At 35.2% G+C, this 22,489-nt stretch carries 19 protein-coding genes, 1 pseudogene and 1 other annotated feature; of the genes and pseudogenes, 15 read left to right on the top strand and 5 right to left on the bottom strand.

Translation table 11 applies throughout. The annotated features are described in order from the left end of the window. Window positions 1-104: 104 nt before the first annotated feature. A complete protein-coding gene (gene msrA, locus VK90_RS24445; RefSeq protein WP_048375910.1) occupies window positions 105-641 on the bottom strand; it encodes a peptide-methionine (S)-S-oxide reductase MsrA in 537 nt (178 codons plus the stop codon). A gap of 533 nt (window positions 642-1,174) precedes the next feature. Between msrA and VK90_RS24450 the strand changes: the two genes are divergently transcribed. The 5 genes from VK90_RS24450 (at window position 1,175) to ilvA (ending at window position 8,152) form a co-directional block, all read left to right on the top strand. After that, window positions 1,175-2,242 carry a Fe(3+) ABC transporter substrate-binding protein gene (locus VK90_RS24450; protein ID WP_048375912.1) on the top strand — a complete coding sequence of 356 codons (1,068 nt, stop codon included), beginning with the start codon at window positions 1,175-1,177 and terminating at the stop codon, window positions 2,240-2,242. A 2-nt stretch (window positions 2,243-2,244) separates the two neighbouring features. Then, entirely contained in the window at window positions 2,245-3,891 is a 1,647-nt protein-coding gene (locus tag VK90_RS24455) for an ABC transporter permease (protein WP_156185484.1), read from the top strand. Between the two features lie 2 nt (window positions 3,892-3,893). Continuing rightward, window positions 3,894-4,529 carry an ABC transporter ATP-binding protein gene (locus VK90_RS24460; protein ID WP_048375917.1) on the top strand — a complete coding sequence of 212 codons (636 nt, stop codon included), beginning with the start codon at window positions 3,894-3,896 and terminating at the stop codon, window positions 4,527-4,529. Between the two features lie 304 nt (window positions 4,530-4,833). Beyond that, window positions 4,834-5,079, top strand: a binding site (T-box leader). A 103-nt stretch (window positions 5,080-5,182) separates the two neighbouring features. Then, complete coding sequence (gene ilvD, locus VK90_RS24465) at window positions 5,183-6,856, top strand: dihydroxy-acid dehydratase (protein WP_048375919.1); 1,674 nt, start codon at window positions 5,183-5,185, stop codon at window positions 6,854-6,856. A gap of 33 nt (window positions 6,857-6,889) precedes the next feature. Further along, entirely contained in the window at window positions 6,890-8,152 is a 1,263-nt protein-coding gene (gene ilvA / locus VK90_RS24470) for a threonine ammonia-lyase IlvA (protein ID WP_048375923.1), read from the top strand. A 35-nt stretch (window positions 8,153-8,187) separates the two neighbouring features. Here the strand turns inward: ilvA and VK90_RS24475 are convergent, their stop codons facing one another. Beyond that, the gene (locus VK90_RS24475; RefSeq protein WP_048375926.1) at window positions 8,188-9,291 is read right to left on the bottom strand and encodes a CapA family protein; all 1,104 of its coding nucleotides are present in this window, start codon (window positions 9,289-9,291) and stop codon (window positions 8,188-8,190) included. Between the two features lie 298 nt (window positions 9,292-9,589). On the opposite strand from VK90_RS24475, the gene VK90_RS24480 reads away from it, so the two are divergent. The 3 genes and pseudogenes from VK90_RS24480 (at window position 9,590) to VK90_RS24490 (ending at window position 12,082) form a co-directional block, all read left to right on the top strand. Next, window positions 9,590-10,300, top strand: a complete 711-nt coding sequence (locus VK90_RS24480; RefSeq protein WP_048375929.1) for a DUF554 domain-containing protein — start codon at window positions 9,590-9,592, stop codon at window positions 10,298-10,300. 23 nt (window positions 10,301-10,323) lie between these two features. Continuing rightward, a pseudogene (locus tag VK90_RS24485) lies at window positions 10,324-10,546 on the top strand (GNAT family N-acetyltransferase); the annotation flags it as partial. A gap of 321 nt (window positions 10,547-10,867) precedes the next feature. Beyond that, window positions 10,868-12,082, top strand: coding sequence for a multidrug efflux MFS transporter (locus VK90_RS24490; protein WP_002171367.1), 1,215 nt, complete (start codon window positions 10,868-10,870; stop codon window positions 12,080-12,082). Window positions 12,083-12,137: 55 nt separating this feature from the next. Here VK90_RS24490 and VK90_RS24495 read toward each other — a convergent pair whose 3' ends face one another. Continuing rightward, window positions 12,138-12,899 carry a DODA-type extradiol aromatic ring-opening family dioxygenase gene (locus VK90_RS24495; protein WP_048375935.1) on the bottom strand — a complete coding sequence of 254 codons (762 nt, stop codon included), beginning with the start codon at window positions 12,897-12,899 and terminating at the stop codon, window positions 12,138-12,140. A gap of 209 nt (window positions 12,900-13,108) precedes the next feature. Between VK90_RS24495 and VK90_RS24500 the strand changes: the two genes are divergently transcribed. The 6 genes from VK90_RS24500 to VK90_RS24525 all read left to right on the top strand — a co-directional run bounded on the left by VK90_RS24500 (window position 13,109) and on the right by VK90_RS24525 (window position 18,873). After that, a complete protein-coding gene (locus VK90_RS24500; RefSeq protein WP_048375937.1) occupies window positions 13,109-14,032 on the top strand; it encodes an alpha/beta fold hydrolase in 924 nt (307 codons plus the stop codon). 56 nt (window positions 14,033-14,088) lie between these two features. Beyond that, window positions 14,089-14,694 carry a pentapeptide repeat-containing protein gene (locus VK90_RS24505; RefSeq protein ID WP_048375939.1) on the top strand — a complete coding sequence of 202 codons (606 nt, stop codon included), beginning with the start codon at window positions 14,089-14,091 and terminating at the stop codon, window positions 14,692-14,694. Between the two features lie 176 nt (window positions 14,695-14,870). Next, the gene (locus VK90_RS24510) at window positions 14,871-15,314 is read left to right on the top strand and encodes a GNAT family N-acetyltransferase (RefSeq protein ID WP_048375940.1); all 444 of its coding nucleotides are present in this window, start codon (window positions 14,871-14,873) and stop codon (window positions 15,312-15,314) included. 27 nt (window positions 15,315-15,341) lie between these two features. Next, complete coding sequence (locus VK90_RS24515; RefSeq protein ID WP_048375942.1) at window positions 15,342-15,701, top strand: YunG family protein; 360 nt, start codon at window positions 15,342-15,344, stop codon at window positions 15,699-15,701. A gap of 53 nt (window positions 15,702-15,754) precedes the next feature. Continuing rightward, window positions 15,755-17,080 carry a bifunctional S-methyl-5'-thioadenosine deaminase/S-adenosylhomocysteine deaminase gene (locus VK90_RS24520; protein ID WP_116500481.1) on the top strand — a complete coding sequence of 442 codons (1,326 nt, stop codon included), beginning with the start codon at window positions 15,755-15,757 and terminating at the stop codon, window positions 17,078-17,080. A gap of 164 nt (window positions 17,081-17,244) precedes the next feature. Next, window positions 17,245-18,873, top strand: a complete 1,629-nt coding sequence (locus VK90_RS24525; RefSeq protein WP_048375950.1) for a peptide ABC transporter substrate-binding protein — start codon at window positions 17,245-17,247, stop codon at window positions 18,871-18,873. A 68-nt stretch (window positions 18,874-18,941) separates the two neighbouring features. Here the strand turns inward: VK90_RS24525 and VK90_RS24530 are convergent, their stop codons facing one another. After that, window positions 18,942-19,472 carry a GNAT family N-acetyltransferase gene (locus VK90_RS24530; RefSeq protein ID WP_048375955.1) on the bottom strand — a complete coding sequence of 177 codons (531 nt, stop codon included), beginning with the start codon at window positions 19,470-19,472 and terminating at the stop codon, window positions 18,942-18,944. A gap of 237 nt (window positions 19,473-19,709) precedes the next feature. Then, window positions 19,710-21,005: an Nramp family divalent metal transporter gene (locus VK90_RS24535; RefSeq protein WP_048375956.1), complete on the bottom strand. Its 1,296-nt coding sequence runs from the start codon at window positions 21,003-21,005 to the stop codon at window positions 19,710-19,712. 488 nt (window positions 21,006-21,493) lie between these two features. On the opposite strand from VK90_RS24535, the gene trhO reads away from it, so the two are divergent. Continuing rightward, window positions 21,494-22,453, top strand: coding sequence for an oxygen-dependent tRNA uridine(34) hydroxylase TrhO (gene trhO / locus VK90_RS24540; protein WP_048375958.1), 960 nt, complete (start codon window positions 21,494-21,496; stop codon window positions 22,451-22,453). Window positions 22,454-22,489: the final 36 nt, after the last annotated feature.

Here is a 22,489-nt window from a genome sequence, read left to right on the forward strand (position 1 = left end):
TTGGACATTAACAGTAATCGTTCTTATCATCGTTTTGTATTTCTTCCAAAGATAATAAAACTCCATGCTTTTTCAAAAAGATGAAAAAACATGGAGAGAGTGTGTTATTTTTTTGACCAATTTTCTTTAATAAATTCTTCACGCCCAGATTCTTTTTGCTCGGTAGCATATTTCTCTGGATTCTTTTTATAGAAATGTTGGTGGTATTCCTCTGCTTCATAAAAAGGTGCAGCTGAGCGAATTTCAGTCACGATAGGATCTTTAAATATACCGCTTTCTGCTAGAGTTTGCTTCGATTTTTCTGCAAGCTCTTTTTGTGTTTCATTATGATAAAAAATTGCTGTGCGGTAAGAGGGACCACGATCGAAAAATTGCCCACCATCATCAGTTGGATCAATTTGTGGCCAATATAAATCAAGTAATTTTTGATACGGGAAAATAGAAGGATCGAATGTAATTTGAACGACTTCTAAATGTCCTGATATCCCTGATTTTACTTGTTCGTATGTTGGATTTTCAATGTGACCACCTGCGTATCCAGAAATGACTTTTTGGATACCAGGAAGTTCATCAAATGGTTTTACCATACACCAAAAACAACCGCCTGCAAAGGTAGCGAGTTCGTATGTTTTTTCAGACATTGCTGTAATCCTCCTAAATATATATGTTTTATATAGTATTATATAGTTGGTTTTATTACGAAATAAAAAAGATTTGAAAATATATGTTTTTTATACGAAAGATTCTCTGCCCACATCAATTTATTGACCGTTTCTCAGTAACAATCAGAGGGAAAAGAACATCAGTAGTATAGGTACGCTTCTAATCCTCCTAGGTAATTGAAAGCTTTAATGTTAGTAGCCTACGCGTTTATTGTTGCATGCATAAAGAATACTGATAAAAGCGTCCTGTGAAAAACTTGATGAAATATTTTATCAAGTTTTTTATTCACGTAATAATTAATACATATAATGTAGTAATTGTGTGAATTCTTCTACATTATATATATGGATATAGAAGAAGTAAATATTTTGTCATCAATTGTAGAAAAAATGTTAAAATTCTGCATGTAAATGCTTCCGAATATAGATTGGTAATTGAATTATAGTTTTCTATAATTTATATTGATAAAGATTATCAATATCTTTAGGGGAGAATAGGGAGGATTACAAACATGAAGAAGTTGTTATCAGTTTCTTTAGCTGCCATGATGGCATTAGGGACATTGGCAGGATGCGCGTCAAAAAAAGAGGAAGACGTAGCGGCTAAAACAAAGAAAAAAGAAGAGAGTAAAATAGTAAATGTTTATACAGCGCGTCACTATGAATCGGATGATAAATTATTCGAATCCTTTACAGCAGACACAGGTATTAAAGTTAATGTTGTAAAAGGAAAAGCAGAAGAATTAATTGAACGTTTAAAACGAGAAGGGGAAAGCACTGAAGCTGATTTATTTATTACAGTGGATGGTGGTGTGTTGAATACAGCTAAGAAAAATGGCGTATTACAACCAGTAAGTTCTAAAGAAATTGATAAAAACGTTCCAAAAAATTTACGTGATAAAGATAATGAATGGATTGGTCTTGCAACACGAGCTCGTGTTCTTGTTTATGCAAAGGACCGTGTGAAGCCAGAACAATTGTCTACATATGAGGATATTGCAACAGCGAACTGGAAAGGGAAAGTGTTAGCAAGATCTTCTACAAGTTTATATAACCAATCATTATTAGCTTCATTTATTGCATTAAATGGTGAGCAAAAGGCAGAGGAATGGGCAAAGGGTATTGTTGAAAACTTTGCACAGGATCCACAGGGCGGCGATCGTGATCAAGCGAAAGCAGTTGTTGCCGGTAAAGCGGATGTCGCAATTATGAATACGTATTACGTTGGATTATTAGCGAATTCTCAAGATCCAGAAGAAGTAAAGGTCGCGGAAAAGTTAGGTGTATTCTTCCCTAACCAAGATACAACAGGTACACACGTTAACATTAGTGGTGCTGGTTTAGTAAAACATAGTAAAAATAAAGAAAATGCAGTGAAATTAATCGAATACTTCACAAGTGAAAAAGCACAAACAGAATTATCAAAAGCAAACTTTGAATTCCCAGTTAATAAAAAAGCAGAAATGCCAGAGCTATTAAAATCATGGGGTACATTTAAAACGCAAAAAATAGACTTTGCTGTACTAGGTGAAAATAACGCGAAAGCAACACAAATCTTTAATAAAGTGGGTTGGAAATAAACATGAAAAAACAGCATTTCTTACGAATGCTGAAACAAAATATGAACAGTTGGGTAGCCATTAGCCTCATTGGAGTAGCTATTGTTTTGCTACCCAATTTTTTCATTGTGGTCAGTTTGTTTCAGAAGGTTAACGAGAATTGGCAGCACATTAAAGATTATATGTTACGTGATTACATATGGAATACTTTGCAATTAGCTTTTTTCACTGGGATATGTACGATTATTGTCGGTGTGACACTAGCTTGGCTAGTTGCGGCATATGATTTTCCACTAAAAAAGCTATTTCGATGGATGTTTGTGTTACCTTTAGCGATTCCGCCTTATATTGCAGCCTATACATATAGTGGAATGCTAAGTTATACAGGAGTTGTGCAACGTTTCTTTCGTAATACGTTAGAATGGAAGGTAGATACATCGTATTTCAATATTATGTCGATTCAAGGTGCCGTATTTATTTTTACGATAACTTTGTTTCCTTATGTATATATCATTACAAAGTCGTATTTAGAAAATCAAAGTGCTTCGTTAATAGAAAATGCACGTTTACTAGGGAAAAACCAATGGCAAGTATTCTATCAGGTTGTATTACCTATTTCACAAGTCGCAATCGTTGGAGGAGTAAGTTTAGTAATATTAGAGGTGCTAAATGATTACGGAGTAGCAAGTTATTTTGGGATTCAAACTTTTTCAACAGCAATTTTTCAGACTTGGTTTGGAATGTATGATGTGGATTCGGCGGTTAGGCTTGCAGCGATTTTAATGGTTGGAGTTATTACTTTCTTATTTATTGAAAAACTATTACGAAACCGTAAAAAGTTTAGTGCTACAACGAGTAAGACAAAGGCGTTAACACCAATTCGATTAAAAGGATGGAAAGGCTTATTAGCGTTGTCGTATTGTGTATTGATTTTCTCCTTTTCATTTGCTATTCCGTTCATACAAATGATTTCATGGGCGTTATTAACGTATGAAAGTGTGTTACAGACACAATTTATTGAATTAATAAAGAATACATTGTTTGTAGCATTGCTAGCAACAACAATTATTATTGTTCTTTCTATTATGATTGCAAATGTGTGTCGTGTTCAAAAAAATTCATTTTCCAACGTATTAACAAGGTTTGTTTCAATTGGTTACTCTATTCCTGGTGCCGTATTAGCTATTGGTGTACTTACATTATTTATTTCAGTAGATAAAGGGTTATCTACACTATATGAATGGGTAGGTACAGATCGAAAACTTGTCTTAAGTTTATCGATAGTTATGGTCATTTTTGCTTATGTAATACGATACTTAGCAATCGGATTTAATTCTATTGAAGCTGGTTTTGAAAAAATGGGGACGAAGTATTATGAAGCATCACGTATGCTAGGGTTTGGGATGACAAAAACCTTTATCAAAGTGGATTTACCACTTATGAAAGGTACTATTATTAGCGGTTTTATTCTTACTTTTGTAGATATTATGAAAGAACTTCCGTTAACGTTAATTTTACGCCCATTCAATTTTGATACGTTAGCAACGAAAACATATCAATTTGCAAGTGATGAGCGAATACAGGAAGCATCAATTCCAGCGTTAATTATTGTTTTGATTAGTATGGTATCAGTATATATCTTTTATCGTTTAGAGAAGAAGGAGGCGTAGTAATGTTTTTTGAAATGAATAATCTTAGCTTCCGTTATAAAAATGCAAAACAAGATGTTATTGATGGGCTGTCTATTTCAATTGAAAAAGGTGAAATTGTTGGGATTCTCGGGAAAAGTGGCAGTGGGAAAAGTACATTACTTCGCCTAATTGCAGGATTAGAGTATCCTTCATCAGGTAGCATTGAAATAAAGAATAAAACGATTGTAGATGATGAACATTTTCTTGTTCCAGAAAAACGAGAAGTGGGAATGGTCTTTCAAGACTATGCATTGTTTTCACATTTAACGGTGGAGAAAAATATTAAGTTTGGTTTACATCATTTCTCAAAGAGTGAGCAAAAGAATCGATTGCTACATATGCTAGAGCTTATTGATTTAAAAGGATTTGAAAAGCGTTATCCATATGAATTGAGCGGTGGACAGCAGCAGCGTGTGGCGTTAGCGCGTGCGCTAGCACCTAATCCATCCATCCTTTTAATGGATGAACCATTCAGTAATCTAGATGCAGATTTAAGAGGAAAGATTCGTCAAGAATTGAAGGATATATTAAAAAAAGAAGGAATGACATGTATTTTTGTTACACATGATCGAGAGGATGTAAATGCTATTTGTGACCGAGTAATAAATATGGAGTAAAGTATGATCGGAAAGATACTTCCGTTGAAAAGAAGATGTAGATGAATTGTATCGAAAAATTTATATCCCCCTGATTTCTCATACGTAATGGGAATCAGGGGGGGATAAATAAAGAATAACGTGAAAACAAGCATTTGATATCAAAAGTAAATAAAATTTTGTTTAGGTGTGATTCAAAATGTTAGTTGGATGAAGGTTAAGTTTATTGAAAAATTCAAAAAATATATTGACAATGAAAAGAATAAAGTCCTATAATACGTTTAATAAATAAAAGTTAATTAAGAATCTTCTGACTTTATATTTTATATATGCAGAGAAGAGGAAAGTAGATGATTATGATCGTTTCAGAGAGCTGCTCCAAGGCTGTGAGAGTAGTAACAATCGAATCATTGAAGATCACCTCGGAGCATCGCTTGCGAAAGGGAAACTGAGTAGAGGGCGGCGGCATCGTCTCCGGTAAAAGGACGGGGGTCTGATTGGACCTACAGAGCTTATATTTCGTGAGAAGTGTAAGGAAGCTGAGTGGTAACGCGAAACTCTCGCCTCAGCAATCAAAGCTACTATTAAGTAGTAGTTGATTGCTGAGGCGAGAGTTTTTATTTAAAAAAATAGATTAAGTAAGAGAAGAAATGTATAAGAAGGGATTGGACAAAATGAGAAGTGACATGATTAAAAAAGGTTTTGATAAAGCTCCGCATCGTAGTTTATTAAAAGCAACTGGTTTAAAAGATGAAGATTTTGATAAACCATTCGTAGCAATTTGTAATTCTTTTATTGAAATTATTCCAGGTCATAAGCACTTAAATGAGTTTGGGAAACTCGTAAAAGAAGCAGTGCGTGCAGCAGGCATGGTTCCATTCGAATTCAATACAATTGGAGTAGATGATGGTATTGCGATGGGGCATATCGGTATGCGTTATTCACTTCCGAGCCGTGAAATCATTGCAGATTCAGTAGAAACAGTTGTAAATGCGCATTGGTTTGATGGGATGATTTGTATTCCAAACTGCGACAAAATTACGCCGGGAATGATGATGGCTGCACTTCGTGTAAACATTCCAACTGTATTTGTTTCAGGTGGACCGATGGCAGCTGGGAAGACTTCTAAAGGGAAAGTTGTCGATTTGAGTTCTGTGTTTGAAGGGGTAGGAGCCTACCAATCTGGGAAAATTTCAGAAGAAGAATTAAAGGATATCGAAGATCATGGCTGTCCATCTTGCGGCTCTTGTTCCGGTATGTTTACAGCGAACTCTATGAATTGCTTATGTGAAGTACTAGGCTTAGCATTGCCTGGTAACGGTAGTATTTTAGCAATTGACCCAAGGCGTGAAGAGTTAATTAAACAAGCAGCAGAAAAATTAAAAATTTTAATTGAAAGAGATATTAAACCACGCGACATTGTAACAGAAGAAGCAATTGATGATGCGTTTGCGCTTGATATGGCGATGGGTGGATCAACGAATACAGTATTACACACGCTAGCTCTCGCACAAGAAGCGGGTTTAGATTACGATATGAACCGCATTGATGCAGTTTCAAGACGTGTACCGCATTTATGTAAAGTAAGTCCAGCTTCTAATTGGCATATGGAAGATATTGATCGCGCGGGAGGGATTAGTGCAATTTTGAAAGAGATGAGCCGAAAAGAAGGGGTACTCCACCTTGATCGTATAACTGCTACTGGGCAAACGTTGCGAGAAAATATTGCTCATGCAGAGATTAAAGATAAGGAAGTTATCCATTCTCTCGAAAATCCTCATAGTGAAGAAGGGGGATTACGTATATTAAAAGGAAACCTTGCGAAAGACGGAGCGGTTATTAAAAGTGGGGCAACAGAAGTAAAACGATTTGAAGGACCTTGCGTTATTTTTAATTCACAAGATGAGGCGCTTGCCGGCATTATGCTTGGGAAAGTCAAGAAAGGAGATGTAGTTATTATTCGTTACGAAGGACCAAGAGGCGGGCCTGGTATGCCGGAAATGTTAGCACCAACGTCAGCAATTGCTGGTATGGGATTGGGGGCAGATGTTGCACTTTTAACTGATGGTCGTTTCTCTGGTGCTTCACGTGGTATTTCGGTAGGGCATATTTCACCAGAAGCAGCTGCGGGAGGAACGATTGCACTTCTGGAACAAGGGGATATAGTTTGTATTGATGTTGAGGAACGATTGTTAGAAGTAAGAGTTAGTGATGAAGAATTAGAGAAGCGTAAAAAAGAATGGAAGCGACCAGAACCAAAAGTGAAAACTGGCTGGCTTGGACGCTATGCACAAATGGTAACATCAGCGAATACAGGTGCAGTTCTGAAAATCCCTAATTTTGATTGAGCCAATATAAAAAAGAGATAAGGATGATATAAAATGGTGCAAAATGTAAAGGAGAGAGTGAAAATTGAAGATATCTTAATGGCTCATAATTGCATGAAAGATATCGTTATTAAAACACCGCTACAACGTGATACAGTTTTATCTGAGAAATACGAATGTGACGTATATGTGAAGCGAGAAGATTTACAAGTTATCCGTTCTTTCAAAATTCGTGGTGCGTACAATTTAATCCAAAGTTTATCGAAAGAACAATTACAAAATGGTGTTGTTTGTGCAAGTGCTGGTAATCATGCACAAGGAGTTGCTTATACGTGTAATTTATTGAAGATTCCGTCTAAAATATTCATGCCGACAACGACGCCTAAACAAAAAGTATCACAAGTTGAATTTTTCGGCGGCGATTTCGCAGAAATTGTATTAGTTGGAGATACGTTTGATAGTTCTTTCCAAGAGGCGCAGCGCTATTGTGAGCAGAATAGGATGACATTTGTTCATCCGTTTGATGATCCGTATGTCGTTGCTGGTCAAGGAACAGTTGCTGTTGAAATTATGCACGATATGGAGAAACCAGTTGATTATATATTTACAGCAATTGGTGGTGGTGGATTAGCATCAGGAATCGGTACATACGTAAAAGGTGTAAGCCCAACTACAAAAGTAATCGGTGTAGAACCAATGGGGGCTGCATCTATGAAAGAATCCTTTTTACAAAATGAAAATGTCGCATTAGATAGGATTGATAGTTTTGTTGATGGCGCAGCTGTTAAAAAGGTAGGAAAGTTAACATTTGAAACTTGTAAAGATGTAATTGACGACATTGTTTTAGTGCCAGAGGGAAAGGTTTGTACGACAATATTAGAATTGTATAAGAAAAATGCGATTGTAGCAGAGCCAGCTGGTGCGCTATCTATAGCGGCGCTTGATCTATACAGAGATGAAATAAAAGATAAAACGGTTGTGTGTACGTTGAGTGGTGGGAATAATGATATTGATAGAATGCAAGAAATGAAAGAACGTTCGCTCATTTATGAAGGATTAAAGCATTACTTCGTTATTGAATTTCCACAACGCTCAGGGGCACTACGAGAATTTCTTGATAAAGGATTAGGACCGGAAGATGATATTACCCGCTTTGAGTATATTAAGAAACATAATAAAGAGAATGGGCCTGCATTAGTGGGAGTAGAATTGAAACATAGAGAAGACTATGAGGCTTTAATTACTCGTTTTCAAGAAAATAACATTCAATTTATGGAGCTTAATAAAAATCCTGTGTTGTTTGATTTACTTATTTAATAGAAATAGAAAGAGAGCTAATAATAGCTCTCTTTCTATTTTCGTTTATTAATTATCTTACCACTTTCATCAATTTCTACATCAGTAGAAACCGTTTGTAAATATTGAAGTGCTTTTTTCTTCTCTTCTTCATTCACAGGAGAAATTTGATTGTTTCGTATTATGTAAGGATTGAACGACATTTGAACATCTTTCCCTTTAAACGTTAAGGTCAAAACGCCTGTTTCGGCACTTTTTCCGTTTACGTAGCTCGGGAATAAAAAGTTTCCTAATGAGTAAGCTACAGGAACCTTATTGTGATATTCAAATCCTTGTAGCCAATGCGGGTGACTTCCAACGATAGCGTCAGCACCTGCCTCTACCATTTTAGGAACATATTGTTTTTGATACTCTACCGGGCGATTTGATTTTTCAACGCCCCAGTGCATATAGACGATTACATAGTCTGCATCTTTCTTTTGCTCTTGAATCGTTTTTGTGACAAGATCTAGATCATATCCGTTTGTAACGCCTGGTTTATTGTCACCAGCTACCCAATTAAAGTTAGGCATAAAGCGTACGAACGAAAGAAATTTAAACTTTTTCCCTTTTACAGTTAGTTCACGAGCTGTATAGGCATCTTCAGCATTTTTTCCGGCTCCTGTGTAAGGTAGTTTTAATTTTTCGACGTGAGAAATGGTGTCTAGTAGTCCATCTTGTCCATAATCAAGCGTATGGTTATTGCCAATATTGACAATATCGTATCCAGTATTTTTAATTGCTTGTAGTGTAGATGGATCGCTTTTTATCCAAAATTGTTGACCAGGCACTCTTTTTTCTTTTGTTGTAAATGCAGACTCTAAATTAATAAAGGAGATATCAGCTTTCGTTATTTCCTCTTTTACGTGTTGAAACGGATAATCAGCCCCGTTCTTTTCAATTATGGGACGTAATTGCCAATCGAACATCGTATCACCAGAGAAGGTGAGTGTAATTTCAGAGTCTTCGGTTTTCTTTTCGGTCGTTGAATTTGTCTTGCTTGATGCGTTTTGTAGATCTGGTTTATTTTTTGCTTTTGAAATGTAAGTGTAATTGATTAATAAAACAATTGGTGTAATGAAAAAGGCTATTAAAATAAGTCGTTTTAATAAAGTTTTCATAGCTACCGTCCCTTTTGTGTTATCCCACTTGATTTAATTAGTAAATAGTAGGAGATGAAAAACCTCCCACTGACTAAAGTCTCACTTTGTACCGTAATCATGAACTTCCACGATGATGCTCATAATGGATGTAGTAAAAGTAAGTTATAACTAGATTCATAGATGTGAAAAAGCGAGTTTTTAATAGTGAAAATCATTTGTTAATATTCATAATATTAAGTTAACATATAGATAACATTTAAATCAATGTGTAATCCAGAATGTAGTAATAAAGAATTCAGAGGGTGGAGAATGTAAAATGGTTATATTAGGAGCAGTTGTAAATGGGGTTTGTATTATAGTTGGTACTTTACTTGGTAAATTATTTAGTAATATTCCAGAAAGTATGAAAGGAACGATTATGCACGCAATTGGTTTAGCGGTCACGGTACTGGGACTCCAAATGGCATTGAAGAGTGAAAATTTTCTCGTTGTGATTTTATGTTTAGTGATTGGAGCGGTAATGGGGGAATGGCTACAATTAGAAGAAAGGTTAAAATGTTTAGGAGATTGGCTAGAAAATAAAGTTGGATCGAAAGGTAAAGGAAGTATATCAGAAGGTTTTGTAACAGCTACTCTGATTTTTGCAATTGGCGCGATGGGGATACTTGGTGCATTGGATAGTGGTATTCGCGGGAATCACGATGTTTTATTTACGAAGGCGATTATCGATGGGTTCATTTCTATTATATTGACGACAACTCTTGGAATTGGCGTAGTATTTTCAGCGATTCCAGTTATCTTATATGAGGGAGCAATTGCAATCTTCGCAACGCAAATTAATAGTTTTGTACCAGAGAAGTTAATGAATCAATTTATAGTTGAAATGACAGCAACGGGCGGTATTATGATTTTTGCAATTGGATTAAACTTACTTGGATTTATTAAAATTAAAGTAGCAAATTTACTTCCAGGTATATTAGTAGTTGGAGTAATTGTTTCTATTATATATGGATACGGTTTGATATAAAATTGTTAAGGAAAGTGATATATATGGAGGAAACCAAATTCACAAAACGTGTACACAAAATATTGGAGGTTGCAGTAGGAGAGGCTGGGTGTAATAAAGGTATTATTCATCCTGTTCATTTATTCATAGGTGCTTGTAAGGAAGGTACAGGAGTTTGTGGCGAGTTATATATGTATTTATTTCACAAGATGGGTATGGATTTTTTTAGCAGAAATATCATTACTACAACGATATTATGTAAATGAAGAAAATCGGATATGAGTATGCAATTATAGGACAAGCAGGTCAGATTGCGTTTTATGAGCGATGCTGCAATGCACGTTTAATACCTGTAGGGGATAATTAACCACCTTCCTTTGCTACAATGCAAAGGAAGGTGGTTTTATATGGAGAAAATAGTATAGGAACACAGGGAGTATTTTTGAAAAAAGATTGATTCTGTTACAAAAACTTGTTTTCTATACAAAAATAGCGCGAGTTATAGGGTTTTATAATATATAAAGCAAATTACTAAACTTTTTCCAGGAAACGGTGTAGAATGGGTATCGAATGAAAGAAGGTGTGAAAATGGCCAGCTGGAAACGAAATTTAATGATTTGTTGGCTAGGTTGTTTTACCACTGCAGCCGGTATGAGTTTAGTAATTCCTTTTTTATCTTTTTATATTGAGGAATTAGGAGTGACTGGCACTTCTAGTATTGCACAGTGGTCGGGACTTGCATTTGGTGTAACATTTTTAATGGGTGCGATCGTATCACCGATATGGGGAAAGCTTGGTGATATACATGGACGGAAATTGATGCTTATTCGTGCGAGTCTTGGTATGGCGATAATTATGACGCTTATGGGGTTTGTGACAGATGTGTATCAATTAGTCGCACTTCGGTTTTTAATGGGAGCGGTATCAGGTTTCCTTTCTACAGCGATGACATTTATTGCAGCAGAAACTCCGCAAGAACATTCAGGTTGGGCAATTTCTACAATTTCAACTGGAGGCGTGAGTGGTTCATTACTTGGGCCAATACTCGGAGGTTATTTATCTGAGTTAATCGGAATGCGCCATGTCTTTCTAGTAACAGGAGCTTTCTTATTCCTTTCCTTTCTCATCGTCTTTTTCTTCTTACATGAAGAGAATCACTCTGCTAAAGCAAAAAAAGCACAACCGAAAAAAGTATGGACGATGGTCCCAGCAAAACATTTAATAATAAGTTTATTTGTGGCAACGTTTATTATTCAGCTTGCAAATATGTCAATTCAACCTATTATTACGTTGTACGTAAAGCATTTGGCAGGACCAGGAACAAATCATATTGAAATGATTGCAGGTGCAGTCATGTCTGCGACAGGATTAGCAGTTATTTTGGCAGCTCCTAAGCTAGGAAGATTATCAGATCATATTGGTCCTCAAAAAACTTTAGTTGTAGCGTTGTTTGCTGCAGGAATTATTTTTATCCCGCAAGCATTTGTAACCTCAGCTTGGCAACTATTAATACTTCGTTTTTTATTAGGTATTGCACAAGCAGGATTATTACCTTCCGTACAAACTCTACTAAAACAACATACACCAACCCATGTAACGGGACGAATATTTGGATATAATCAGTCGTTTCAGTTTTTAGGAAATATGATTGGGCCAGTACTTGGTGGGCAAATTGCAGCTCATGCAGGCTTCCAATATGTTTTCTTCTCTACATCATCACTTTTATTTATTGCGTGTATTTGGGTATATTTTCATAGTAAGAACGCGGAATTATCAGAGAAGCAACATTTGGAAGTTAGTTAACAAGGTGAATGAAAAAAGGAAAAGGATGAAGCAATATACGCTTCATCCTTTTTCATTAAAATTGAAGACAAAGATAGCTTAACGTACCGAGCTCGTAGCTACGGTGAATGACGGTTCCTTTATTTTCACCGCCTCCCATTGCGATAAATAAAGGAACGAAATGTTCTGCTCTTGGCACAGCTAATTGTGCATGAGGAGCATTCTTTTCCCAATTAAACAATGTATCTTTATCATTAGTCTGCATATGATTTATAATCCAATCATCAAATTCAATTGCCCACTTTTCAGGTGTTGTTTCATTCCATTTGAGTGCTCGTAAATTATGAACGGTAACACCGCTGCCAATTACTAAAATATCTTCTTGTCCAAGTCCTTTTAGTGCCTCTCCAATTTCAAATTGCTCTTTTGCAGGAAGGAAAGGATTTACTGATATTTGTACGACAGGAATATTTGCTTCTGGATACATACGATGTAGGAGTGTCCATGAGCCATGATCTAAACCTCTCGTCGTATTTTTATGGACTGGAATTCCTTTGTCTTTAAATTTCGCTTCCAGCATAGTTGCAATGTGAGAAGAACCTTTAGCTCGATATTGTATTTCATATAACTCGGGAGGGAATCCACCGAAATCATAAATTGTTTCATATTCGTCATCTGAAGAAGAAATCGTCAATACTTCACTTTCCCAGTGAGCGGTGAAAATAACAATTGCTTTCGGTTTATATGTTTCTCCAAGTGTTTTTAAAAATCGTGTATAGTCTGTATCTTGAATAGCAAGCATTGGTGAACCATGTGCTAAAAATAATGATGGCATCATAATTGAAACCTCCTAAAAATATGATAATTACTTTATGTAAGTAACTATATAATTTTATCATTGATTCGTCAAGGTAATAGTTTAGAATGTAATCGGAAAAATAGATCATTTGTCATAATGAAAGCAATTGCATATAATACATAATAAGAATAATGAATGCATATTCATATTAAAAGAAAATATACATAATAGATTTGGGAGGTGTCGAAATGAACATACAGGAAAATTTCGTTACGGCATTGGATGAATCGGAAATTTATTTACGCAAGTGGTTACCAGAAGACAATCTGCGGGGGATTGTTCAAATTGCACATGGTATGACAGAACATGCAGGTGTGTATACAGAATTTATTGATGCTTTATTAGAAGCAGGATACGGTGTTTATGCTCATGATCATAAAGGACATGGGAAAACAGTGATAAGAGAAGAGGACTATGGTCATTTTGAGCCAGATATAGGCTGGAATCAGGCTGTGTCTGATGTGATTTTTGTATCGGAAACGATAAAAAAAGAACAGAAATGTCCACTGTTTTTACTTGGACATAGTATGGGTTCTTTTTTATCAAGACGAGCTGTCCAACTTAAAGGCGAACTATATGATGGATTTCTTATTTCAGGAACTGGGGGGAATCCAGGGTTTTTAGGCGTCATTGGTCATAAAGTAGCGACAATTGAGATGAAACTACGCGGAGCAAAAACGAAAAGTCCGATGCTAAACTTCTTATCTTTCGGAAATTTCAACTCACACTTTAAGCCGAATCGTACGAAATTTGATTGGTTATCTTCAGATATAAGTCAAGTTGATAAATATATTGCTGATCCATTCTGTGGATTCATTTGTACGACGAGCTTTTATCGAGAATTATTTCATGGTGTACTTGAAGTAAATAGATTAGAAGAATATGAGAAGACTTCGAAAAATCTTCCAATACATATTTTCTCTGGAGATCGTGATCCTGTTGGGGATATGGGGAAAGGTGTAAAAGAAGTATATGAAAACTATAAAAAATGCGGTGTGAAAGATGTAACACTTCGTTTATATGAAAATGGTAGACATGAAATGTTCCATGAAGTGAATAGAGAAGATGTATTTCAAGATTTGATTTCATGGTTAGAAGAGCATATTGTATAAGAAGAAACCTCACTTCATGCTGAAGTGAGGTTTTTTGAGAAATTGGAGGATTGATTATGAGTGAATTTGTAAATAAGGAATATGTAGAAATAGATTTTCAAGATGTTTGGATAAAAGAAGAGGAATTGAAAAATTGCACCTTCATAAAATGCCGTTTTAGAGGGATAGATGCATCAGAAGTTTTTACTCAAAATTGTAATTTTATAGAATGTGATTTTACCGGTACTCTTTTTAATGCTTCTATCCATCAAGGAACTACGTTTGCTAATTGTAGGTTTTTTGGTGCGAATCTATTTGTATCTAAGTTTGAAGAATGTAAAATGACTGGTTCTGATTTCGAAGAGGCGAATTTAGACGGAATAACAATTATATCAGGCGATTGGTCATATACGAATTTAAGGTTTGCGAACTTAAGTAAACAAATTCTAAAGGGTATTCGTTTAATTGAAGCTGACTTATATGAATGTAATTTAGAAAAAGCAGATTTGCGTGAAGCGGATTTAACGGGCGCACAATTAGGCAAAGTAAAACTTAGCGGTGCAGATTTAAGAGGAGCTGTAGTTGATAGAATTGATTTTAAAGCTTTTGATTTAAAAAACGTGAAATTAGATATAGCGCAGGCGGTTGCAGTTGCGAGATGTTATGGAGCGAAGGTAAATTAAATAATTTTAAAAAATATTTTCTATATATGAGGCTATTTTATTAGCAAGAGTCGATGTTAATAGTGTAGATACATAGATTAGCAAGTTGATTTCTAATCTATGAAAATAAAAGGTTTTTTGAATTACTTTCCGAATCATTTTAGTAGTTTACATATCGAAGGTGAGGAAAAAGAATCATGAAGATAAGAGAAGCTTTATTAAGTGAAGCAAATGAATTAAGTAAACTCGCACTACATTCAAAAGCTACTTGGGATTATAGTGAAGAATTTATTTTAGCTTGTAAGGAAGATTTAACGATTTCAGAGGATTACATAAAAAAAAATTTTGTATATGTTTTAGAAAATAATAATACAAAGATTGGATTTTTCTCATTTTTATGTAATGAAAATGCTCTCGATTTCCTATACATCCACCCTTGTTATAAAGGAAAAGGATACGGAAAAATACTTTGGAATTTTGTTATAGAAAAAGCAAATGAACTAAGGCTAAACAGCTTTACGATTGATAGTGACCCAAATGCGAAAGGGTTTTATTTGAAAATGGGGGCAAAGTTAATCGGTGAGACACCATCAACAGTGTATAAAAATCGTCTTTTACCTCTTTTACAATACGATGTGTAAAACTACCGATGTCAGGGGATGCTGAAAATGGATAGCATAAAGATTAAACAAATATATGAAGCATTAAGAAAATCTTGGTCAATAGAAACGAGTTCTAAGTGGACGAGCGAAAACCCAGCAAAGGGACAATGTGGTGTAACGGCCCTTATTGTTCAAGAATTATGCGGGGGAGAGATAAAAAAGACGAAGATAGGAGAAGTGTGGTATTTTTACAATATGGTAGATGAGAAAAGACATGATTTTACGTGGAGCCAATTTCATGAAAAATTAAAATATATGGACATTAAGTCGAGCCGTGAAGAAGCATTTGCAGATACGAATGAAATACAATATGACATTTTGAAGGAAAAGATAGCTAAAGAATTAAAATTATCTTTTGACTCTTAATCTCTAATAAGTTACTATAATGGTGGTAACTAATTAAAGGGAACTACATAGAGTTGAAAGGGGAAATACTTTTGAAAACAGCTTATGTAAGCGCTGCGATTGTAACGTTAAATGAACAAAATGAAGTGTTAGAAAACGGATATATCATTGTAGAAGATGATCGAATTATAGAAGTGAATAGTGGAGAAATCCCTTCTTATTATGAAGTGGATGAAGTAATAGACATGAAAGGAAAGTGGATTTTACCAGGGCTTGTAAATACACATACACATGTTGTTATGAGTCTTTTAAGAGGTATCGGAGATGATATGTTATTACAGCCGTGGCTAGAGACGAGAATTTGGCCTTTAGAGAGTCAATTTACTCCGGAACTTGCCGTTGCTAGTACGGAATTAGGGTTACTTGAAATGGTGAAAAGTGGTACGACAACATTCTCTGATATGTTTAACCCAATTGGAGTAGACCAAGATGCAATTATGGAAACGGTATCAAAAAGCGGAATGCGAGCTGCTGTTTCAAGAACTTTGTTCAGCTTCGGAACGAAAGAAGATGAAAAGAAAGCGATTGAAGAAGCTGAGAAATATGTGAAGCGCTATTATAAGGAAAGTGGTATGTTAACTACGATGGTTGCACCGCATAGTCCATATACATGCTCTACAGAAATGTTAGAAGAGTGTGCACGTATTGCAGTAGAAAATCAAACTATGGTTCATATTCACCTTTCTGAAACGGAGCGTGAAGTACATGATATTGAAGCAAAATACGGGAAACGTCCAGTAGAATATGCGGCAAGCTGCGGGTTATTTAAGCGACCAACAGTCATTGCACACGGTGTTGTTTTAAATGAAAATGAGCGTGCTTTCTTGGCAGAACATGATGTTCGGGTAGCTCATAATCCGAATAGTAATTTAAAACTAGGCTCTGGTATAGCGAATGTAAAAGCGATGCTAGAAGCTGGGATTAAAGTAGGAATTGCTACAGATAGTGTTGCGTCTAACAATAATTTAGACATGTTTGAAGAAATGCGTATTGCGACTTTATTACAAAAAGGTATTCATCAAGATGCAACGGCATTACCAGTTGAAACAGCTCTTTCTCTTGCGACGAAAGGAGCAGCTGAAGTAATTGGGATGAAACAAACAGGATCACTTGAGCCTGGAAAGTGTGCCGATTTTATTACAATTGATCCATCTAATAAGCCGCATTTACAACCAGCAGATGAAGTGTTATCACATCTTGTATATGCAGCAAGTGGAAAAGATATAAGTGATGTAATAATTAACGGAAAGCGTGTCGTTTGGAACGGTGAATGTAAAACATTAGATGAAGAGCGTATAATATTTGAAGCGAGTCGTTATAAACGAGGTTTACAAAGATAGGTATTTAAATGTACGTTGAGAAAGCTATCCTTTCTAGGAAATAGAATAGGGTAGCTTTTTTTGTTGAACGAATAAATATTCAATGTAATGTCGCATCTTTCTATTGATATTTCTGCTATAATATATAACGTTTTATAATATTTTATTTTTAAGGAGAGCAATTTATGAAGCGAAAAAAGAGCCGTTTAATGGTAATGGCACTTGTTACATCTTTATTTTTAACAGCTTGTACTAATAAAGCTAATAAAAGTGATACAGAGGCTCAAAAACAAGTGTTAAATCTAACAGTATCAGAAGAAATTCCTTCTCTTGATACTGCGAAAACGATGGATGGTACATCAGCACACGTTATGCAAAACATATTTGAAGGGTTATATGTACTAGATGATCAAGATAATCCTATTCCCGCTGTAGCAAAATCGTTTGAAAGAAGTGAAGATGGTAAAAAATATATATTTGATTTGCGTAAAGATGCAAAGTGGTCAAATGGAGACCCAGTAACAGCAAATGATTTTATGTTTGCGTGGAGACGAGCGGTAAGCCATGAAACAGCGTCTCAATATGCGTACATGCTGTTTTATATAAAAAATGCGAAAGAGATAAATAAGGGAGCAATTCCTCCTAATGAACTTGGGGTGAAAGTAGTAGATGATTATACGCTAGAAGTTGAACTAGAACAGCCGACTCCGTATTTTTTACAGTTGCTAGCGCTACCGATATACTTACCACAGCATGAATCATTTTTGAAAGAACAAGGGCAAAATTATGGACTTGAGCCTAGTAATCTCATATATAATGGTCCATTCGTGTTAGAGAAATGGAAGCATGAACAAGAATTTCAATTAAAGAAAAATAATACATATTGGGATAAAAAGAAAGTGAAATTAGATGAAATAAACTTTCAAATTGTAAAAGATACAATGACAGCTGTAAATTTATATGAAGCTAGTAATCTTGATCGCGTAGCTATTAATTCACAATTTGTAGACAAGTATAAAGGGAAAAAAGAATTGCATATGTCGAGCGATCCTGGAATTGCGATGCTTCGATTTAATGAAAAAAATAAAGCGTTAGCAAATAAAAAAGTTCGTCAATCTATTTCCTTAGCGTTAAATAAAGAAGATTTTGTCGCTCATTTTATTAATAATGGGGCGAAGTCTGCGAATGGACTCGTACCAGAAGGTCACAAAAATGAAGAGACAGGTAAAGATTTCAGAAAAGAAAATGGAGATATTTCTCCATATGATTTACCAAGAGCAAAAAGTATTTGGGAAGAAGCGAAAAAAGAACTTGGGGTAGAACAGGTAACAATGGAGTTCTTAACGTTTGAACAAGATAACGCAAAACGTATGGCGGAATATATAAAAGGTGATTTAGAAAAGAACTTGCAAGGATTAACGATACAAATTAAACAACAGCCATTTAAACAAAAGTTGCAATTAGAACAAACAGGTGAGTACGATATATCTATGGTAATTTGGGGACCAGATTATAAAGACCCTATTAGTTATTTAGAGCCATTTACGACAAGCAATCCAAATAATAAAATGAGTTACTCCAATCCTCATTACGATGAGCTAATAAAAAAAGCTGAAAATGATTTTGTACTAGATCAGACAAAAAGATGGGAAGCGTTGCGAGAAGCTGAACGTATCGTATTAGAAGACGCTGCGATAGCACCGCTTTATCATATTGGCTCAGCTTATGTACAAAAGGATTATGTAAAAGGGATTGATAAGCATCAATTTGGTGGCGTTTATACTTATAAGAATGCTTATATCGCTAATAAGTAAAATTATTTATTCTAAAAAAGAAACCTGACTTTTAAAAGTCAGGTTTCTTTTTTTACACATAATTTCTATTAAACCGATTTTAATAAAGAATAAAAATTCGTATCATATGGGATATCATTTTGATACATATAGTTTTTTAGAACCCCTTCGTTTTCAAACCCTAATTTTAATAGCACTTTATTTGAAGCCTCGTTTTCAAGAAATACAATTGCCCCGATACGTTTTAAATGAAGCGTGTGGAAACCGTATGATATAACTTCAGAAACCGCTTCAGTGGCATATCCATTTCCCCAGTGTTCAGGAAAAAATGCGTAACTTATATTTGCTCGTTTATGTTCAGAAGACCAATCGTGAAAACCAATTGTTCCAATGAGTCCTTTCTTGTCCTTTAATTCGATTCCCCATTTTATGCCGTTTCTTGCATTGTAACTCAACTTAAAATTATTAATGATTTGTTTTACTTGATCTACATTCTCTAATGGTTTTTGACCATAATAGCGCAGTACATCGGTATTAGAAAAACATTGTAATATACCTGGCGCATCTTCTTCAGTAAGTTCTCGCAAAATGAGTCGATCGGTTTTTAATAGAGGAAACATGTCTTCGCTCCTTTTCATATGAAAATAGAATGTATTTGTTATTATATAATTTAATCTGAAAATAAAGATTATTAAAGGTGTAAGGATGATATTGTTTTGAAATAGATTATTGAATTTATTTTGAGAAGAAGTTGGGATGTGGAGGAATCAAAAGGTTTGGAAAAATACTTTGTAGAATTAATACAAATCATATAATGAAAAAAGGGTATTCCATTTTCATCGGAATACCCTTTTTCATTAACCTACAAATGTTTGATACAGTAAGAAAATATTTAAAACAATAACGAGTGCAGCGATTATCCATGCAATGAATGTTGTAATGTGATGGTTAACGAGTGCGCCCATAATCTTCTTATTACTTGTAAACATAATAAGTGGTACTAATGCAAAGGCAATACCGAACGATAAGACAACTTGGCTCATTACGAGAGCGTAAGTTGGGTTTACACCTAAAGCGATAATAGCGAGAGGTGGAATCATTGTTATAAATCGGCGTAAATATAACGGAATATGCATTCGAATGAATCCTTGCATAATAATATCACCTGACATTGTACCGACCGAAGAGCTAGATAATCCGGCTGATAAGAGTCCGATTCCAAATAAAGCAGCGGATGCAGGGCCGACTAAATGACTAAATTGATTAAATGCAACATCTAAATCCTCAACATGTAGACCGTTTTTAAAGAATAGTGCAGCAGCAACAATTAGCATACTTGCATTAATTGCTCCTGCGATAACCATTGCAATAATAATGTCGATGAATTCGAAGCGGAAAATTTTTTTCTTTTGTTCATCATTTGTTCCGACTACGCGGCGCTGCGTTAAGGCCGAGTGTAAATATATTGCGTGCGGCATTACGGTTGCGCCTAAAATTCCAGCCGCTAATAAGATGCTATCCACACCTTGGAATTTTGGAGTAAATAGTCCTGAAAGAAGAGGGCCTAATTCCGGTTTTGCATAAAAGACTTGAACACCAAAAGCGATAACAACGATGAAAATCATCCCTGTAATAATAGCCTCTAATGGACGAAACCCTCTGCGTTGAAATTCAAGAATAATAAATGACCCAACCGCTGTAATTAAGGCAGCTGGTAACATCGGAATTCCAAATAGTAAGTATAAGCCGAGTGCTGCCCCGATAAATTCAGCTAAATCTGTAGCCATAATAACGAGTTCTCCTTGAATCCATAAACCAATGGAAACCGGTTTGGGGAAGTTTTCGCGAGCTACTTCAGGAAGGTTTCTCCCAGTAGCGATTCCTAATTTAGCTGATAATGTTTGAATTAATACAGCCATTAAATTAGAAGCGAGTATTACCCAAAGTAATAAATACCCATATTGTGATCCAGCCGCGATATTTGTAGCGAAGTTCCCGGGATCAATATAAGCAACTGATGCGATGAAAGCAGGCCCTAAGAATGGTAACAGTCTTTTAAAGCCTTTTGTTTGTCCGCTTAACACTAAATGGGCTGATTGAACTGTTGTACTTTGAGAAGGGACTTGTTCATCTTTTGTTATATCTTTATTCATAGTAGTTTTCCCCTTTGAAATCTTAACTTGATGAAATTATTGTATTTATTCTTACTCATTATTTCAATACATTTAAATATATTATGTGGCAATTTCATTTGAACATAAAAGTTTCCTTAATGCAAATTATATGACTGCATGCAATGAATGGTGTGACGATGTAAAAATATTTTGGGAGTTTATGGTTGCTGAATAAAGGGGAAGATAATAAATTAAAGGGCTGTTTTTGAAATTTATGTGAACATAAAGCCTATATTACAGCATATTAATTGATGGAAATGAAATTGTATGATATATAATATATTGGGATTACAACATAACCATAGTGTTTTGTGATGTAATCTTGTTTTTATTTTTGTTAACTTATAGAAAATAGTATAAATTGAAGAAAATGTGCTGACTTTGTAAACTTTTTCTTATTATATATGTTTTGATATGAACGTTAACTTATACATGATTTTAAAATTTAGATAGGTGGTAGAAATACATTGGCAATTACAAAACCATATAGAGTATTACTGTATTACATGTATACAACAATTGAAAACCCAGAAGAATTCGCTGCTGAGCATTTAGAATTTTGTAATTCACTTGAATTGAAAGGAAGAATTCTTGTAGCAACAGAAGGAATTAACGGAACTTGTTCGGGAACTGTTGAACAAACAGAGAAATACATGGAAGCAATGAAGAACGACCCACGCTTTGATGGAATCGTGTTTAAAGTAGATGAAGAAGATGAGCATGCATTCAAGAAAATGCACGTGCGTCCTCGACCGGAGTTAGTTACACTTCGTCTAGAAGATGACATTAATCCGAAAGAAATAACTGGGAAATATTTAGAGCCAAAAGATTTCTATGAGGCAATGAAACAAGATGATACAGTTATCATTGATGCACGAAATGATTATGAGTTTGATTTAGGACACTTCAAAGGTGCAATTAAACCTGATATTGAATCATTCCGTGAATTACCAGATTGGATTAGAGAAAATAAAGAAACACTTGAAGGTAAAAAGATTTTAACGTACTGTACAGGCGGAATTCGTTGTGAGAAGTTTTCTGGTTGGTTAGTTCGAGAAGGTTATGAAGATGTAGGTCAGCTTCACGGCGGAATTGTAACTTACGGAAAAGATCCAGAAGTACAAGGTGAACTTTGGGATGGTCAATGTTACGTATTTGATGAGCGTATCTCTGTACCAGTAAACCGAAACGAGCACGTTATTGTAGGTAAAGATCACTTTACGGGTGAACCGTGTGAGCGCTATGTAAACTGTGCAAATCCAGAATGTAACAAGAAAATTTTATGCTCTGAAGAAAATGAAGCAAAACATTTACGTGCATGTTCTCATGAATGTCGTGTGCACCCACGTAATCGTTATGTAGCACAACACGAATTAACAGAAGAGCAAGTAGCTGCTGCATTAGAGCAAATCGAAGCAGGGAAGTAAGCAGAATTAGTGTAATAAAAAAAGAGGATATTCCAA

It is taken from the genome of Bacillus sp. LK2, assembly GCF_001043575.1.
Lineage (GTDB): Bacteria > Bacillota > Bacilli > Bacillales > Bacillaceae_G > Bacillus_A > Bacillus_A paramycoides.

What these genes read in the sequence shown, in the direction of transcription:
- msrA (WP_048375910.1), bottom strand. Translation starts at nt 641, where the DNA reads ATGTCTGAAAAAACATACGAACTCGCTACCTTTGCAGGCGGTTGTTTT.
- VK90_RS24450 (WP_048375912.1), top strand. Translation starts at nt 1,175, where the DNA reads ATGAAGAAGTTGTTATCAGTTTCTTTAGCTGCCATGATGGCATTAGGG.
- VK90_RS24455 (WP_156185484.1), top strand. Translation starts at nt 2,245, where the DNA reads ATGAAAAAACAGCATTTCTTACGAATGCTGAAACAAAATATGAACAGT.
- VK90_RS24460 (WP_048375917.1), top strand. Translation starts at nt 3,894, where the DNA reads ATGTTTTTTGAAATGAATAATCTTAGCTTCCGTTATAAAAATGCAAAA.
- ilvD (WP_048375919.1), top strand. Translation starts at nt 5,183, where the DNA reads ATGAGAAGTGACATGATTAAAAAAGGTTTTGATAAAGCTCCGCATCGT.
- ilvA (WP_048375923.1), top strand. Translation starts at nt 6,890, where the DNA reads ATGGTGCAAAATGTAAAGGAGAGAGTGAAAATTGAAGATATCTTAATG.
- VK90_RS24475 (WP_048375926.1), bottom strand. Translation starts at nt 9,291, where the DNA reads ATGAAAACTTTATTAAAACGACTTATTTTAATAGCCTTTTTCATTACA.
- VK90_RS24480 (WP_048375929.1), top strand. Translation starts at nt 9,590, where the DNA reads ATGGTTATATTAGGAGCAGTTGTAAATGGGGTTTGTATTATAGTTGGT.
- VK90_RS24490 (WP_002171367.1), top strand. Translation starts at nt 10,868, where the DNA reads ATGGCCAGCTGGAAACGAAATTTAATGATTTGTTGGCTAGGTTGTTTT.
- VK90_RS24495 (WP_048375935.1), bottom strand. Translation starts at nt 12,899, where the DNA reads ATGATGCCATCATTATTTTTAGCACATGGTTCACCAATGCTTGCTATT.
- VK90_RS24500 (WP_048375937.1), top strand. Translation starts at nt 13,109, where the DNA reads ATGAACATACAGGAAAATTTCGTTACGGCATTGGATGAATCGGAAATT.
- VK90_RS24505 (WP_048375939.1), top strand. Translation starts at nt 14,089, where the DNA reads ATGAGTGAATTTGTAAATAAGGAATATGTAGAAATAGATTTTCAAGAT.
- VK90_RS24510 (WP_048375940.1), top strand. Translation starts at nt 14,871, where the DNA reads ATGAAGATAAGAGAAGCTTTATTAAGTGAAGCAAATGAATTAAGTAAA.
- VK90_RS24515 (WP_048375942.1), top strand. Translation starts at nt 15,342, where the DNA reads ATGGATAGCATAAAGATTAAACAAATATATGAAGCATTAAGAAAATCT.
- VK90_RS24525 (WP_048375950.1), top strand. Translation starts at nt 17,245, where the DNA reads ATGAAGCGAAAAAAGAGCCGTTTAATGGTAATGGCACTTGTTACATCT.
- VK90_RS24530 (WP_048375955.1), bottom strand. Translation starts at nt 19,472, where the DNA reads ATGTTTCCTCTATTAAAAACCGATCGACTCATTTTGCGAGAACTTACT.
- VK90_RS24535 (WP_048375956.1), bottom strand. Translation starts at nt 21,005, where the DNA reads ATGAATAAAGATATAACAAAAGATGAACAAGTCCCTTCTCAAAGTACA.